This window comes from Nonomuraea ceibae (genome assembly GCF_019396325.1).
GTDB classification, from domain to species: Bacteria; Actinomycetota; Actinomycetes; order Streptosporangiales; family Streptosporangiaceae; genus Nonomuraea; species Nonomuraea ceibae.
This window is the reverse complement of record NZ_JAHKRO010000068.1, coordinates 1-15,143: the sequence shown is the minus strand read 5'-3', so window position 1 is coordinate 15,143 and position 15,143 is coordinate 1. Positions and strand designations below refer to the sequence as shown.

Sequence of the window (15,143 nt, the reverse complement as noted above, 5' to 3'; positions counted from 1 at the left end):
CTGGACGCCCACATGATCACTTTTGTGCCGATCTTGCCCCGAAATCGCTAGGCCAGCGACCGCGCCCCGAACACGAGGACGAGGAACAACAGGACCTCGACGCCGTACACGATGTTGCGCCCGGTCGGACCGGCGACCACGAAGGCGACGGCGGCCAGGAAGCACCCGGCGGTCAGCAGCAGGTCGGCCACCCCGAGGACGAGCGCCAGGGCCAGCCGGACCAGGAACAGCACGAACCCCAGGCCGAACCACTGGTCGATGGTCGAGTCGTCGTAGGCCCACCGCGACAGCGACATCGGCGTGTAGAGGCAGCCGTCCCAGAACTCCTGCCACCGCTGGGCCAGGCCGCTGGGCCGCTCCTGCATGATCGCCTGGGCGCCCTGGAACTCGATGACCTTGAGCGTGCCGTCCGTGACGTCGATGAGCACTTCCTGGTTGGCGACCTGGATGACGGCCGTGCCGTTGACCACGGCGGTGAAGCGGCCGCCCCCGCTCAGCACCTCGTACACCAGGTCGGTGCCCGCCACGGGCGAGCCGGGCAGGACCCCGTCGTGGTCGCGGAAGATGACGTAGAGGGCGTTCTGCTTCTTGGCCACGAGGCTGTGCTCGGCGCCCACGGAGAACACGCCGATCGGCGTGGCGATCGAGGCGTCGCCGGTGACCTTCACCCCGCCGGGCCCCCACTCGAGCTTGACCGGCAGGAACATCGGCCGGTAGGACGCCTTCACGTCCGTCCCCGCGCAGCCCGCCGCGCCCATCCCCACCACCAGCAGCATCACCGTGACGACCCGCGCGAAAGCTAGACGCGGAACCGCCGGCCGCCGGGCACGTCGCGCGAGTGACAACTCCGCCATGAACCCTCCTGAGGGCCGTGCTCTCCAGGGGTGACGTACGCTCAACGCTTCGCGCCGATGGCGGGTTCCGCCGCTCGCGGGCGCGAATCGTCGGGGAAACCTGGTAACAAGGGACACATGATTGACGCCCCCGACGCCGGGATGCTGCGCGAAGAGGCCGAGGAGAAGCTGCGCGCGCTGGCCGGCGAGCACGCCAGGCTCCGCGACGACCAGTGGAAGGCCATCGAGGCGCTGGTCGTCGACCGCCGGCGGGTGCTCGTCGTGCAGCGCACCGGCTGGGGCAAGTCGGCCGTCTACTTCGTGGCCACCGCCCTGCTGCGCGAGCTCGGCGAAGGGCCGACCGTCATCGTGTCGCCGCTGCTGGCCCTCATGCGCAACCAGATCGCCGCCGCCGAGCGCGCGGGCATCCGCGCCGTCACCATCAACTCGGCCAACCCCGAGGCGTGGGAGGAGGTCTACGGCCAGGTCGCCGACGGCCTCGTCGACGTGCTGCTGGTCAGCCCCGAGCGGCTCAACAACCCCGACTTCCGCGACAACGTGCTGCCCGAGCTGGCCGAGAGCGCCGGGCTGGTCGTCGTCGACGAGGCCCACTGCATCTCCGACTGGGGTCACGACTTCCGGCCCGACTACCGCAGGCTCGCCACCCTCTTCGAGGAGCTGCCGCCCGGCATCCCGGTGCTGGCCACCACCGCCACCGCCAACGCCCGCGTCACCCGCGACGTGGCCGAGCAGATGGGCGAGGACACCCTCGTGCTGCGCGGCCCGCTGGAGCGCGAGAGCCTCCACCTGAGCGTCGTACGCCTCCCGTCGGCCGAGCAGCGGCTGGCCTGGCTGGCCCAGACGCTGCACGAGCTGCCCGGCTCCGGCATCGTCTACACGCTGACCGTGGCCGCCGCCCACGAGATCGCCTCCTACCTGCGCGAGCAGGGCCACGAGGTGGCCGCCTACTCCGGCCAGACCGACCCGGCCGAGCGGCTGGCGGCCGAGGAGGCGCTGCTCAACAACAAGATCAAGGCGCTGGTCGCCACCAGCGCGCTCGGCATGGGCTTCGACAAGCCCGACCTGGGCTTCGTCGTCCACGTCGGCGCGCCGCAGTCACCCGTCGCCTACTACCAGCAGGTCGGCCGCGCGGGCCGCGGGGTCGAGCGGGCCGAGGTGATCCTGCTGCCCGGCACCGAGGACCGCGACATCTGGGCCTATTTCACCTCGCTGGCGTTCCCGCCGGAGCCGGTCGTGCGCACCGTGCTGGAGACGCTGGCCGAGCGCGGCGTCATGTCCACGCAGGCCCTGGAGACCGCCGTCGACCTCAGCCGCAGCCGGCTGGAGATGATGCTCAAGGTCCTCGACGTCGACGGCGCCGTGCGCAGGGTCAAGGGCGGCTGGGAGTCGACCGGCGAGGAATGGTCCTACGACGCCGAGCGCTACTCCCGCATCGCCGCCGAGCGCAAGGCCGAGCAGGACGCCATGCTCGGCTACCTGACCACCACCGACTGCCGTGAGGAATACCTGCGCCGCCGCCTCGACGACGAGGCAGCCCGGCCGTGCGGCCGCTGCGACAACTGCACCGGACGCCACCGCTCACCCGAGATCGCCGCCGGGGCCGTCGAGACCGCCCGCGAGCGGCTGAGCAGGCCCGGCGTCGACATCGAGGCGCGCAAGCAGTGGCCGACCGGGCTGGCCGACCTGTCCGGGCGGATCAAGCCCGAGCTGGGCGCCGAGCCGGGCCGCGCGCTCGGCAGGCTCACCGACATCGGCTGGGGCCACCGGCTGCGCGAGCTGTTCGCCGGGGCCGACGGGCCGATGGCCGACGACATGTTCGCCGCCGTGGTCAAGGTGCTGTCGGCGTGGGAGTGGCGCGAGCGGCCGGTGGCCGTGGTCAACGTGCCGTCGGCGTCGCGCCCGCTGCTCGTGCGCGGGTTCGCCGAACGGCTGGCGCAGGTGGGCCGGCTGTCCTACCTCGGCGAGCTCGGCTACCGGTCGGGGCCGCCCGGACAGCAGTTCAACAGCGCCAAGCGGGTGCAGGCCGTGCGGGCGACGCTGGCGATGCCGCGCGAGGTGGGCGCTGCCGTGGCCGCCTGCGGCGGGCCCGTGCTGCTGATCGACGACCGGGTCGACACCGGCTGGACGATGACGCTCGCCGCCGCCCTGGTGCGCCACGCGGGCGCCCCGGCCGTCCTCCCGCTCGTCCTGGCCACCACGTCCTGAGCGCCGTACGCCCCTGAGCCCCGCACGTCCTGAGTGGCGTACGTTCAGCAGCCCGGGACGTTCGGCAGCCCGGGACGTTCGGCAGCTCGTACGGTGGCTCGGAGGGAGAGGCCCCGCCGGAAGGTCAGAGGCGGGGCCGCGCGCCCAGGTGCACGATCGCCTTGGCGGCCAGGGCGCACCCGGCGCCCAGCGACTCCGCCGGAGGCTTGCCCGCCAGCCACGCCGGCAGGAACCCGGCGCAGAACGCGTCACCCGCGCCCGTGCCGTCGACGATCCGGTCGACCGGCTCGGCCGGCACCCGGACCGGCTCCGGCCGCCCGTTGCCGAACCACAGCGCGCCCTCGGCGGTCATCTTGATGACGACCTGCGGGAACCACGCCGTCAGCACCTTGGCCGCCGCCTCCGGGTCGTCCCGCCCGGTCAGCACCTTGGCCTGGTCGATGTTGGCGAACAGCAGCTTGGCGCCGTTGGTCCACTCCAGGAACGGCTCGGCGCCCGTACGCTCGAGAGGCGCCGACGAGGCGCAGTCGACGGAGATCGACATCCCCGAGCGGCGCGCCATGTCGAGCGCGGCCAGCCCCGCGTCGCGCGAGCCCTCGTTGATCAGCGTGTAGCCCGACAGGTGCAGGTGGCCGCCGCCGTTGAACAGGTCACGCGGCAGGTCCTCCGGCGACAGCGCCGCGTTGGCGCCCGGGTCGGACAGCATGGTGCGCTCGCCCTTGTGCGTGACGAGCACCACGCAGGTGCCGGTGGGACGCTCGGGGTCCATGACGAGCCGGGCGTCGACTCCGTAGCCCATCAGCTCCATGTCGCGGTTGCGCCCCGTGATGTCGGCGCCCCGGCGGCCGATGAAGGCCACCTCCGCGCCCTCGACGGCTAGCCACGAGGCGATGTTGGCCCCGGACCCGCCACCGTGCATCGTGACGATCGCCGGGGTGTCGCTCGCCCTGGCGAGCGCATAACGGGCGCGCGCCACCGCGTCGGTCATGAGATCGCCCACCACGACGACCCGCGTCATGATGCCACCACCTTGCTGCCTACAGATCGAGCCTGGCCACGGCAAAACTAACAGCTTCCAGCCGGTTCGTGTGGCGGACCCCCGACACCCGGCCTGAGTCGATGCACAAGCGTTGCCCAACTTCTTGACATGTGGGACACGGGTTTACGCTCGTGACTGTGGAGGCACAATATCCCGCTCACTGGGAAGCCGACGTCGTCCTGGCCGACGGCGGCACCGCGCACGTGCGCCCGATCAGGCCCGCAGACGCCGATCGGCTGCGCGCCTTCTACTCGCGGCTGTCCCCGGAATCCATCTATTTCCGGTTCTTCGGGCCCCGGCCGCGCCTGTCCGACCGCGAGGTCACCCGGTTCACCACCGTCGACTACGAGAGCCGCGTCGCCCTGATCGCCACCATCGGGGCGGAGATGGTGGCCGTCATCCGCTACGACCGCACCGGGCCGGGCGAGGCCGAGGTCGCCTTCCTCGTCGAGGACGCCCACCAGGGCAGGGGAGTGGCCTCCGTGCTGCTCGAACACCTGGCCGCCACCGCCCGCGAACGCGGCATCGAGCGCTTCGTCGCCGACGTGCTGCCCGCCAACATGAAGATGATGGGCGTGCTGCGCCAGGCCGGCTACACGGCGGAGAGCAGCTTCGCCGACGGGGTCGTCCGCATGACGCTCGACCTCACCCCGACCGAGACCGCCGCCGAGGTCACCACCGCCCGCGAGCACCGCGCCGAGGCCCGTTCGATCGCCCGGCTGCTCACCCCCGGCTCCGTCGCCGTCATCGGCGCCTCCCGCGAGCCCGGCGGCGTCGGCCAGACCGTGCTGCGCAACCTGCTGGCCGCCGACTTCACCGGCCCCGTCTACCCGGTGCACCGCGAGGTCCGCGCCGTCGCGGGCGTGCGCGCCTACCCGAGCGTGACCGCCATCGACGGCGAGGTCGACCTCGCCGTCGTCGCCGTGCCCGCCGAGAGCGTCCTCGACGTGGTCAAGGAGTGCGCCGAGAAGGGCGTGCACGGCCTCGTCGTCGTGTCGTCGGGGTTCGGCGAGACGGGCAGCCGCGGCCGCGCCCGCCAGGACGAGCTCGCCCGCATCGCCCGCTCCTACGGGCTGCGCGTGGTCGGCCCGAACTGCCTGGGCATCGCCAACACCGACCCCGCCGTCAAGCTCAACGCCACCCTCGCCGCCACCGTCCCCGGCCGTGGCCGCGTGGGCTTCTTCAGCCAGTCCGGTGCCCTCGGCACCGCCCTCCTCCAGCGCGTCAAGCAGCGCGGCATGGGCATCTCGTCGTTCGTCTCCGCGGGCAACCGGGCCGACGTGTCGGGCAACGACCTGCTCCAGTACTGGGAGGAGGACGACGCCACCGAGGTGATCCTGCTCTACCTGGAGTCGCTGGGAAACCCGCGCAAGTTCACCCGCCTGGCCCGGCGCATCGCCCGCACCAAGCCCATCGTCGTCGTCAAGAGCGGCGGCACCCCGTCCGGCCACTCCGCCGAGGAGCTCGGCCTGCCCGACTCCGCCGTCAGCTCCCTGTTCGAGCAGGCCGGGCTGATCCGGGTGGCCGACCTCATCGAGCTCTTCGACGTCGGCCAGCTCCTGGCCTACCAGCCGCTGCCCGCCGGGCCGCGCGTCGCCCTGGTCACCAACTCCGACGCGCTCGGCCTGCTGGCCGCCGACGCCTGCGTCGCCGCCGGGCTCGCTCCCCGGCCCCCGGCCAACCTCGGCCCCGCCGCCGGGCCCGACGAGTTCGGCACGGCCCTCGCCGCCGAGCTGGCCTCACCCGAGGTCGACGCGGCGGTCGTCATCTACATGCCGCCCATCCCGGGTGACGCCGCGGGCATCGCCGACCGGCTCATGGAGGTGTCGCGGGGCTCGGCCAAGCCCGTCCTCGCCACCTTCCAGGGGCATCTGGGCATGCACCCCTGCCTCCAGACGGGCGCCGCCCCGGCGCGCGGCTCCATCCCCTCCTACGCGGCCCCCGAGGAGGCGGTGCGCGCCCTGTCCCACGCCGTCCGCTACGCCGCCTGGCGCGCCCGCCCCGCCGTCCCCCCGGCGGACCTGGAGGACATCGACACCCCGCGCGCCCGCGCCCTCGTCCACCGCACCCTCACCCCGCCGCCCCAGGAAGCACCCGGCACCCCTGCGGACGAAGCCGCCGCCGCCCCCGCCGTGCCGGACGCCGTGCCGGACGCCGGGGCGTTCGCCGAGGCGGGGCCGCCGGTCCTGGCCGACGCGGCCGAGCTGCTCGCCTGCTACGGGCTGAGCGTGTGGCCGGCCGAGGTGGCCGGGTCGCCGGACGAGGCGGTGGCCGCCGCCGAACGGCTCGGGTGGCCGGTGGTGCTCAAGCTCGCCGACCCCCGCGCCGCCCGCCGCGCCGGGACCGTACGTCTGGGCCTGTCCACCGCCGAGAGCGTCCGCCACGCGTACGCCGAGCTCGCCCGCCAGTTCGGCGACGCCACGGAGCTGGCCGTGCAGCGCATGGCCCCGCAGCCCGCCGTCCCCACGGTCGTGACCGTCGTCGAGGACCCGGCGTTCGGGCCGGTGGTGTCGTTCGGGCTGGGCGAGGTGACCGCGCGCCTGCTGCTCGACCAGGGGTTCCGTCTCGCGCCGCTGACCCGTGACGACGCCGCCGGCCTGGTGAGGTCCGTACGGGCCGCGCCGCTGCTGTTCGGCGAGTACGGCTACCCGCCGGTGGCCGTCGACGCCCTGGAGGACCTCCTGGTCAGGGTGGGCCGTCTGGCCCACGACCTGCCGGAGCTGGCCCGCCTCGACCTGGACCAGGTCCTGGTCGGCGAGAGCGGCGTGATCGTCCTCGGCGCCCGCGTGACCCTCCGCACCCCGCCCGGCCCCCGGCTGGACGGCGGCCCCCGCCGCCTGGGCTGACCGGCGCGGGCGGCGGGCTCCGCCCCGGCGGGGAAGCTGGGGGCGAAAGGAAAATTTCGGTGTTGAAGACGTTATAGAGCGTTATATCCGGCGGGTGAGTGCACTGCGACGCCCTGGCAAACTGGATCCATGAGGGAAACCCGAGTCTCAGCCGCGGGCCTGCGTGAAGCGATCGAGCGCAGCGGCTACTATCCCGACCTCGTCACCGATGCGGTCGAATCCGCGCTGGGCAAGGAGGCCGTGACCGCGTTCGTGGTCCATCACGAGGCCACCTTCGATCCCGCGATGGAGGTGCGCCGGCACGTCACCGTGCTGGTGCTGTCCGGCACGAGGCTGCTGGTGTGCCACACCGACGAGCACCCGGCGGTGGAGGGGGTCTCGACGGCGCACGCGTCCACGACCACGGAGGCGGTGCGGCTGAGCCGCGTCCAGTCGGTCGCGGTGACCCGGGTGGTTCCCGACCCCGCCTCCTACGTCCCGGGCGTGCCGCCCACCGAGGTGACGCTCACCATCGGCTGGGGCGCCATCTCCCACGTGGACCTCGAACCGGCCACCTGCGGCGACGAGAACTGCGAGGCCGACCACGGCTACACCGGCGCCATCACCGCCGACGACCTGTCCCTGCGCGTCAGCGAGGCCGCCGACGGGCCCGAGGCGGTCACCCACGTGCTGGCCTTCGCCAAGGCCTTGTCGGAGGCCACGGCCCGCGCCGCCGCCTGAGCGATCATCCCCCGTACGGCCTCGCCGACGCTGTAGGTGGGCGCCGCCGCGGCGTCTAAGATCGAGGGCATGGACAGCGTGCCGCTGGTGCCGGCCTACGGCGGGGCCTCGTTGCCCGACCTCGCCCGTTCCCTGCTCGCGGCCCTCGGCCTCGACGAGCCCAACCCGCTGGCGATCGCGCCCGCCACCCGCACCTGCCTGTTCCTGGTCGACGGCCTCGGCGCGGAGCTCCTGCGCGCCCACCCTGACACCGCTCCCTTCCTCACGGCCGCCGCTGCGACCACCGCCACCGGCGGGACGATCGCCCCTCCGGCCCACGCGGCGCCGCCCGCCACCCTCACCGCCGGGTTCCCCGCGACGACCGTGACGAGCCTGTGCTCGCTCGGCACCGGGCTGCCGCCGGGCGAGCACGGCATGCTCGGCATGACGCTGGCCGTGCCCGGCGCCGGCCTGCTGTTCAACTGCCTGCGCTGGACCGGGACGCCGATGGACCCGGCCGAATGGCAGCCGAGCACGACTGTTTACCAGCGGGCCGCCGCGGCCGGGATCGACGCCGTCTACGTGGCCCCGGCCGAGTTCGAGGGCACCGGCCTGACCGACGCCGTCTACCGGGGCGTCCGCTACGCCCCCGCCGAGACGCCGGACGAGCGCGTCACCAGGGCGCTGGCCGAGCTGGCCGGGCCGCGCGCCCACGTCACCGTCTACTACGGCGACCTCGACGCGGCCGGGCACATGACCGGCTGGGGCGGCGACGAATGGCTGCGGCAGCTGGCGATCGTCGACCGCATGGCCGAGCGCCTGGCCGAGGGACTGCCCGACGGTGCCGCCCTGTACGTGACCGCCGACCACGGCATGATCAACGCCGCCGACAAGCTCGACGCCGAGAAGACGCCCGAGCTGACGCGCGGCGTGGCGATGCTCGGCGGCGAGGCCCGCGCCCGCCACGTCTACGCCGAGCCCGGCGCGGCCGGCGACGTGCTCGACGCCTGGGCGGCGACGCTCAACGGGCGCGCCTGGGTGGTGCCGCGCGAGGAGGCGGTCGAGGCCGGCTGGTTCGGGCCGGAAGTGCGCGGCGCGTGGCTGCGGCGCATCGGTGACGTGCTCGCCGTCCCCTACACTGACCTGGCGATCATCGCCCCGTCCGCGCATCGGATCGAGGCGCTCTTCACCGGCTACCACGGCTCCATGACCGCCGCCGAGCAGCTCGTACCACTTGTGGAGGTATCCCGCAGATGAGCCCGCTGATCACTCCGGACGAGCTGGCCGCGCTGGGCGACACGGCGAGCGTGCTCGACGTGCGCTGGCGGCTGGGCGGCCCGCCCGGGATCGGCCTCTACCGCGAGGGTCACGTGCCGGGCGCCGTCTTCTGCGACCTCGTCGCCGATCTGGCGGCGCCGCCCGGCGACGCCGGCCGGCACCCGCTGCCCGGCGCGGACGCGTTCGAGCGGGCGATGCGGCGGCTCGGCGTGTCGGACGGCAGGCCCGTCGTGGTGTACGACGACGCGGGCTCGACGGTGGCCGCCCGCGCCTGGTGGACGCTGCGCTACTTCGGCCACCAGGACGTACGGGTGCTCGACGGCGGGCTGCCCGCCTGGATCGCGGCCGGGCTGCCGGTCACCAAGGACGAGCCCCGGCCCGAGCCCGGCGACTTCACGGCCACGCCGGGCGGGATGCCGGTCCTCGACGCCGGGCAGGCCGCGGCGCTGGCCGGCTCCGGCGTGCTGCTCGACGCCAGGGCGGAGGAGCGTTACAGGGGCGAGGTGGAGCCGGTCGACCCGGTGGCCGGGCACATCCCCGGCGCGGTCAGCGCCCCGACCACCGCGAACGTGGGCGCCGACGGCCGCTTCCCGGCCCCGGACGTGCTGCGGGTCCGCTTCGCCGGGCTGGGCGTGACGGGCGGCGTGCCGGTCGGCGCCTACTGCGGGTCGGGCGTGACGGCCGCGCACGAGGTGCTCGCGCTCGCGGTCGCCGGGATCGACGCCGCCCTCTACGTGGGCTCGTGGTCCAACTGGGTGGCCGACCCGGCGAGGCCCGTCGCCACCGGCTGAACGCCCGCCGTCGCGGGCCGGACGAGCGGCCGGTGACCGGCGCCGAAGCACACGAAGCCCGGCACCCCCGTCGCGGCCGACGAGACGGCCAGCGCGGCGTCGGCCGGCCGGCCGGCGGCCAGCAGCTCGTGAAAGGCCGTCATGAGCGCCAGCGCGTCCTCGTCGCCCACCGGCACCATCCCCGCCACCACGCAGGCGGCGCCGCGCGACAGGAACGTGCCGGCCAGCCCGAGCGGCGCCCCGTCGGCGGGCGTGCGCGCCATCCCCGAGTCGCAGGACGACAGCACCACCAGCCTCGGCGCCCGCTCCGCCCGCAGCAGGTCGTACGCCATGAGCGGGCCGTCCTCCAGCGTGATGCCGGACAGCAGCGGGCTGCGCGCGTGGAACACCCCGTGGGCGGCCAGGTGCAGCACGTCCGCGCCCGCCAGCGCGTCGAGCACCGCCTGCCTGCGGCCGGGGACCGGGCGGGCGCCGGGGTGGCGGGCGAGCACCCGGCCCACCTCCTCCTCGGCGTGCGCGAGGCCGGGCCCGGCGGCGGCGACCACGGACGGCGGCCCGTCCCCGGCGCCGCGTCCGCTCGCCGCCAGCCATCCGGCCGCGCTCGCCGCCACGCTCACCGGACGGCCGCGCAGGCAGGGCAGCGCGCCCCACGGCATGGTGTGCAGCGGCCCGGTCGGCACCAGGACGAGCGGCCGGTCGCCGAGCTCGTCGGCGAGCTCGTCAGCGAAGGGCTCCAGCAGCAGCCGCCCGAGCTCGGCCCCGACGGCGTCGATCGGCTGCGGAGGCGCGGCGCCGCCCTCGCGCAGCCCGGCCCGGCGCAGCGAGTAGCGCAGCCGGATCAGCGTCTCGGCCACCGCCCGCAGCCCGCCGAGCCGCCGCAGCGTCACGCGCTCGCCGGTGACGACCACGCCCAGCAGCGACTCCTCGTCGGTGACGTACTCGACCAGCGCGGCCCGCCCCAGCTCCTCGCGCAGCCGCCCGGAGCCGGTCAGCGGGCGGGCGTGCGCGGGCGCGGCCACCGCCCGCCACCGCTCCGCCCACTCGAACACCTCGCCGGCGTCTCCGTCGCGGATCGCCAGCCGCAGCCCGAACGCCGCCAGCCGCTCACCGGCGCGGGCCGCGTGGGCGCGCAACGCCGGGTCGTCGAGCGTGTCCATGCGCCCGCCCATCTCGGCCAGCCCCTCCCGCACGGCGCGGAAGGCGCCCGGGACGTCCTCCTGCAGCGCCGCCTCCAGCGCGAGCGCGTGCTGGCGCACCACGGGCGGCACCTGAGCGGCCTGGGCCAGCCGCCGCTGCTGCGTCTCGCTCGACAGCGGCGTCAGCCGGGTGCCGGCCGGCATCCACCGCTCCTGCGGCCTGGCGTGCAGGGTGAGCCGCGCGAGCTGGGCCGAGGCCGTCGGGTGGTCGTCGACGGCCAGCGCGGTCTCGGCCGCCACCAGCCGCAGCGCCGCCGCCCCGGCCAGGTGGGCGGCGTCGCGTTCGAGCTCGCCCGCGCACGCGATCAGCTCGGCGAGCAGCGCGGGCGTGGGCGGCTCCAGCGCCAGCCTGGCCCGCAGCACGACCTCCCTGGCCAGCGGCAGCCACGAGTGCCGCTCCTGCTCCGCCAGCTCGCGCCCGGCCCGCTCGGCCACCGTGATCGCCTCGCGGGCGTCGCCCGTCAGCAGCTCGACCTGGGCGAGCTTGAGCCGCGCCTCGGCCAGCGCCGCCCGGCCGCCGGACTGCTCCAGGTCGGGCACGGCCAGGCTGAGCAGCGCCCGCGCCTCGCCGGGCAGGTGGGCGGCCAGCAGGGCGCCCGCGAAGTCGGCGCGCATCGTGGCCAGCCGCTCGGTGAAGCCGAACAGCGTGTCCTGGGCGGCGCGGTAGTGGGCGAACGCCTCGCCGACGTCGCCGCGCCGTACGGCGAGAAAGGGCAGGTTGGCGGCGGCGAGCCGGGCCAGGTGGTGGAGCCCGGCGTGGCGGGAGATCTCCAGGCAGGCGCTGATGTCGCGCATGGCGTCGTCCCAGTCGCCCCGGTAGGCGTGCACCAGGCCCCGGTTGAGCAGCCCGCCCGCCAGGAACCTGCGGTCGTCGAGCGTGCCCGGCGCGGCCACGAGCGCCCGCAGCGCCCGGTCGCAGGAGGCGACGGCCTCCTGGTAGCGGCCCAGGCAGGCCAGCGCGACGGCCCGCTGCGTGTCGAGCTTGGCGCGGTCGAGCGGCGACAGGTGGGCCCAGGCCAGCGCGGCGACGCGCAGCGCCTGCAGCGGGTGGCCGCGCTCGGTGCGCACCGTCACCAGCGACAGCCGCGCCTGCGCCAGCCGCTCGCCGGGCGCCCCCACGGTGCCGATCGCCTGCCTGAGGTGCTGCTCGGCCGCCTCCAGATCGCCCAGCTCACGCTCGGCCAGGCCCATCGCCCGCAACGCCACCGCCGTCGCCTCCGCGCCCCCGGGGACGGCCGCCGCCTTCGCCAGGATCGTCCGGCCCGCCCGCAACGCCTGCGGCGGATCGACCACGGAACGCTGCACCGCCATCTCCGCCGCGCGCACGAGCATGGCGACGACCGGGGACGTGTCCCGCTGATGCTCCGGTGTCGTCAGGTTCGGCTCGGTGTTCAAGGGCGGATGCGCACCCACCGGGTCTGGACGGGGGCGTTGCCGGGGCGGTGGCAGACCACGCTGAGCCAGCCCGGCGGCAGCCCGGTCACCGCGAAGTGGCCAGTGGGCGCCAGCCGCCTGCTCAACGTCAGGTGCGGGGTGCGTACGTCGACGAGCGTCCCGTCGCCCGGAGTCGGGCACACCTGCCCCGCCACGTCGATCAGCCCGTCGCCGAAGGTCACCTCCAGGTCGAAGGTGAGCCCGGCCGCCACGAAGCGGACCATGTGCGGGCCCTCCGGCCCGCGCACGCCGCGCGTGGCGGTGCACTCGGCGGGGACGGCGGTGATCGCGCTGGGGACCCGGAGCCGGAAGACGTCGCGGGCGGCCGCGCTCACGTGTCCCGGGATGGGATCGCTCCCGGCGGCCAGTCTGAGGGCCGCCAGGAAGTATTCGTCGTTGATCATTGCACCGTCTCCTGTAGTGAGATCAGGGTGCGCAGTTTTTCCAGGCAGCGCGCCCTGGTAGGGCCGACGCTGCCGATCGGGACGCCCAGGCGCTGGGCCATCTGCCGGCTGCCGAGATCCGTCGCCACCAGCCGGAGCATGGTGCGGCAGGGCTCGTGCAGGGTGGAGACCGTCTGCCAGAGCAGGCGGTTGCCGTCGGCCTCCAGCACGGCGGAGGCCGGGTCGGGCGCGGCCGGGGGCTCCGCGGCCACGCTGTGCGGAGTCTTCCGCAGCAGCTGGAGCGCTTCGCGGCGGGTCGTGGTGGCCAGCCACGCCCCCACGGCCGCGGGCTCCCTGATCGCGTGCAGCCGCTCCAGCAGGCGCAGCCACGCGCCCTGGACGACGTCCGCCGCGTCGCTCTCGCCGAGACCGCAGGAGCGGGCCACCGCCCACATCCGCGGCCCGAAGCGGGACACGAGCTGGTCCCAGGCGTCCTGGTCGCCACCGGCCGCCGCCGCGAGCAGCTCCGCTGGGTCGCGCGTGTCGTGCATACGGCCTCCTTCCCGACCCTGCCGGGAGGCTGTCCTGCCTCCACGTGATCGCCCGGGGACTGAGCGTAAACTCTACAGACTCGACGGGACGAGAACTCCCAGATCGGGAATTTGCCGGGTGGCCTGCGGATCCAGCACCGCCTTGGCCGCCTGGGCCGCCGGCAGATCGCGCGCGGCGTCCGCGATGGCCCCCGCCACCAGGGCCGCGGCGAACGACGTGCCGCTCCACGAGGCGTAGCCGGCGAACTCGCCCCGCTCCGGGAACGTGCTGGTCAGCCACTCGCCGCGGGCGCAGGCGTCCACCCACGGCCCGTACGCCGAGAACGGGGCGCGGCGCTGCTGGGTGTCGTCGACCGCGCCCACCGCCACCACCGGCCCCAGCGCGGCCGGGTAGAAGGGCACGTCCGAGGCGGAGTTGCCGGCGCACGCGACCACGACCGTGCCGGGCAGCTCGGCCAGCGCGTCGGCCAGCAGCGGCGGCGGCCTGCCGTCGAAGGTGTGGCAGCCGAACGACAGGTTCAGCACGTCGGGCGGCCGCTCGCGCATCCGGTGCAGCGCCCGCACCACGGTCGCCTCGTCGCCCAGCCCCTCGCCGTCGAGCACCCGGGTCACCCGCAGCGACACGCCCGGCGCCCGCATCGTCAGCAATCCGGCCAGGAACGTTCCATGCCCGGCCTGGCGGCCCTCGGCGGCGTCGTCGTCCTCGGCCCGGCGCTCGGCGAACCAGTCGCTCCCGGCCCACCAGCGGTGCTCCGCCACGCCGGTGTCGAGCAGCCCGACCACCACCGGCGAGCGGGTGCGGCTGTGGCGGTGGGCGATGGGCGGGGCGGGGAAGGGGCGCGACGCCGGCCCGCCGAAGAACAGCGGCTGCCCGGCCAGCACGTGGTTGGGGGAGGCGCGGAAGCCGTGCTCGCGCAGGTCGGCGGTCAGCTCGCACGGGTCGACGCCGTCGGACAGGTGGATCACGCAGACGCCGTCGGCCTCCGAGACGGCCTGCGTCCAGCGCGAGGCGGCGGACAGCGCGCTGCGGTCGGTCAGCACCTGACCTGGGCGGATGAGCGCGTCGCCGACTTGTTGGATGTTCATGAGCGGGTATCTTTCCCCGCCGGCCGTCCTGTCACGTGTCACACGCGCACCAACTTGGTATGGCCCCCCTCTGGTGTCGGATTGCGACCGACGGTAGTCTCTCCCTAGTCACTTGTGATCATCCCGGGGCGAGGCCGTTGGGGAAGGCGCACCTCGTACCGAAACGGGAGGTCCGGTGTCTGCTCGTGGCGTGCTGTACGTCCACTCGGCTCAGCCCGCGCTGTGCCCTCATATCGAATGGGCAGTCGCGGGTGTCCTTGGCGTGCCCGTTGATCTTACCTGGACGCCGCAACCCGCCGCGCCCAACGTGGTGCGCGCGCAGGCCGAATGGGAAGGCCGGCCCGGCATCGCCGCCGCCATCGCCTCCTCACTCATGGGCTGGCAGCGCCTCAGGTTCGAGATCACCGAGGACGCCTCGCCGGGCGTCGACGGCTCCCGGCACGCCTACACCCCGACGCTCGGCGCGTTCAGCGCGGTCATCGGCGCCGCGGGCGACATCATGATCCCCGAGGACCGGCTGCGCGCCGTGATGCTGACCGCCGGTCAGGGCCGCTGCGTGCTGGAGGAGGAGCTCGACAAGCTGCTCGGCCGGCCCTGGGACGAGGAGCTGGAGCCGTTCCGCTACGCGGGCGACGGCGCGCCCGTCCGCTGGCTGCACGCCGCCGTCTGACGCGCAGCGCCGCCCCCCGGTCCCACGCCCGCCACCCCCCGGTCCCACGCCCGCCACCCCCCGGCACGAGAGCAGACGCGAAAGGGGCCCCGCACCGAATCGGTGCGGGGC

At 74.9% G+C, this 15,143-nt stretch carries 12 protein-coding genes; 6 read left to right on the top strand and 6 right to left on the bottom strand.

The window, feature by feature from the left end:
- Positions 1-47: 47 nt before the first annotated feature.
- The gene (locus tag KME80_RS32195; RefSeq protein ID WP_219510270.1) at positions 48-854 is read right to left on the bottom strand and encodes a hypothetical protein; all 807 of its coding nucleotides are present in this window, start codon (positions 852-854) and stop codon (positions 48-50) included.
- Positions 855-971: 117 nt separating this feature from the next.
- Here KME80_RS32195 and KME80_RS32190 point away from each other — a divergent pair, with 117 nt between their 5' ends.
- Positions 972-3,059 carry a RecQ family ATP-dependent DNA helicase gene (locus tag KME80_RS32190; RefSeq protein WP_246646119.1) on the top strand — a complete coding sequence of 696 codons (2,088 nt, stop codon included), beginning with the start codon at positions 972-974 and terminating at the stop codon, positions 3,057-3,059.
- A 124-nt stretch (positions 3,060-3,183) separates the two neighbouring features.
- Here KME80_RS32190 and KME80_RS32185 read toward each other — a convergent pair whose 3' ends face one another.
- Positions 3,184-4,077 carry a carbohydrate kinase family protein gene (locus tag KME80_RS32185; protein ID WP_219510269.1) on the bottom strand — a complete coding sequence of 298 codons (894 nt, stop codon included), beginning with the start codon at positions 4,075-4,077 and terminating at the stop codon, positions 3,184-3,186.
- Positions 4,078-4,235: 158 nt separating this feature from the next.
- On the opposite strand from KME80_RS32185, the gene KME80_RS32180 reads away from it, so the two are divergent.
- The 4 genes from KME80_RS32180 (at position 4,236) to KME80_RS32165 (ending at position 9,712) form a co-directional block, all read left to right on the top strand.
- Complete coding sequence (locus KME80_RS32180) at positions 4,236-6,944, top strand: bifunctional acetate--CoA ligase family protein/GNAT family N-acetyltransferase (RefSeq protein ID WP_219510268.1); 2,709 nt, start codon at positions 4,236-4,238, stop codon at positions 6,942-6,944.
- A 129-nt stretch (positions 6,945-7,073) separates the two neighbouring features.
- On the top strand, positions 7,074-7,664 hold the full coding sequence (locus KME80_RS32175) for a DUF5998 family protein (RefSeq protein WP_219510267.1): 591 nt from the start codon (positions 7,074-7,076) through the stop codon (positions 7,662-7,664).
- 69 nt (positions 7,665-7,733) lie between these two features.
- Positions 7,734-8,900, top strand: coding sequence for an alkaline phosphatase family protein (locus KME80_RS32170; protein WP_219510266.1), 1,167 nt, complete (start codon positions 7,734-7,736; stop codon positions 8,898-8,900).
- On the top strand, positions 8,897-9,712 hold the full coding sequence (locus KME80_RS32165) for a sulfurtransferase (RefSeq protein WP_219510265.1): 816 nt from the start codon (positions 8,897-8,899) through the stop codon (positions 9,710-9,712). Before KME80_RS32170 ends, KME80_RS32165 begins: the two co-directional genes overlap by 4 nt.
- On the opposite strand, the gene KME80_RS32160 is transcribed toward KME80_RS32165, so the two are convergent.
- From KME80_RS32160 to KME80_RS32145, 4 genes are all read right to left on the bottom strand, one after another.
- On the bottom strand, positions 9,652-12,303 hold the full coding sequence (locus KME80_RS32160; RefSeq protein WP_219510264.1) for a CHAT domain-containing protein: 2,652 nt from the start codon (positions 12,301-12,303) through the stop codon (positions 9,652-9,654). The two genes, KME80_RS32165 and KME80_RS32160, sit on opposite strands and share 61 nt — an antisense overlap.
- Positions 12,300-12,746, bottom strand: a complete 447-nt coding sequence (locus tag KME80_RS32155) for a hypothetical protein (RefSeq protein ID WP_219510263.1) — start codon at positions 12,744-12,746, stop codon at positions 12,300-12,302. Before KME80_RS32155 ends, KME80_RS32160 begins: the two co-directional genes overlap by 4 nt.
- The gene (locus tag KME80_RS32150) at positions 12,743-13,276 is read right to left on the bottom strand and encodes an RNA polymerase sigma factor (RefSeq protein ID WP_219510262.1); all 534 of its coding nucleotides are present in this window, start codon (positions 13,274-13,276) and stop codon (positions 12,743-12,745) included. The genes KME80_RS32155 and KME80_RS32150 overlap by 4 nt, the downstream gene beginning before the upstream one ends.
- A gap of 72 nt (positions 13,277-13,348) precedes the next feature.
- The gene (locus KME80_RS32145; protein ID WP_219510261.1) at positions 13,349-14,362 is read right to left on the bottom strand and encodes a S8 family peptidase; all 1,014 of its coding nucleotides are present in this window, start codon (positions 14,360-14,362) and stop codon (positions 13,349-13,351) included.
- A 175-nt stretch (positions 14,363-14,537) separates the two neighbouring features.
- Between KME80_RS32145 and KME80_RS32140 the strand changes: the two genes are divergently transcribed.
- On the top strand, positions 14,538-15,032 hold the full coding sequence (locus KME80_RS32140) for a DUF3145 domain-containing protein (RefSeq protein WP_219510259.1): 495 nt from the start codon (positions 14,538-14,540) through the stop codon (positions 15,030-15,032).
- Positions 15,033-15,143 lie beyond the last annotated feature (111 nt).

What these genes read in the sequence shown, in the direction of transcription:
- KME80_RS32190 (WP_246646119.1), top strand. Translation starts at nt 972, where the DNA reads ATGATTGACGCCCCCGACGCCGGGATGCTGCGCGAAGAGGCCGAGGAG.
- KME80_RS32195 (WP_219510270.1), bottom strand. Translation starts at nt 854, where the DNA reads ATGGCGGAGTTGTCACTCGCGCGACGTGCCCGGCGGCCGGCGGTTCCG.
- KME80_RS32175 (WP_219510267.1), top strand. Translation starts at nt 7,074, where the DNA reads ATGAGGGAAACCCGAGTCTCAGCCGCGGGCCTGCGTGAAGCGATCGAG.
- KME80_RS32165 (WP_219510265.1), top strand. Translation starts at nt 8,897, where the DNA reads ATGAGCCCGCTGATCACTCCGGACGAGCTGGCCGCGCTGGGCGACACG.
- KME80_RS32170 (WP_219510266.1), top strand. Translation starts at nt 7,734, where the DNA reads ATGGACAGCGTGCCGCTGGTGCCGGCCTACGGCGGGGCCTCGTTGCCC.
- KME80_RS32150 (WP_219510262.1), bottom strand. Translation starts at nt 13,276, where the DNA reads ATGCACGACACGCGCGACCCAGCGGAGCTGCTCGCGGCGGCGGCCGGT.
- KME80_RS32155 (WP_219510263.1), bottom strand. Translation starts at nt 12,746, where the DNA reads ATGATCAACGACGAATACTTCCTGGCGGCCCTCAGACTGGCCGCCGGG.
- KME80_RS32145 (WP_219510261.1), bottom strand. Translation starts at nt 14,362, where the DNA reads ATGAACATCCAACAAGTCGGCGACGCGCTCATCCGCCCAGGTCAGGTG.
- KME80_RS32185 (WP_219510269.1), bottom strand. Translation starts at nt 4,077, where the DNA reads ATGACGCGGGTCGTCGTGGTGGGCGATCTCATGACCGACGCGGTGGCG.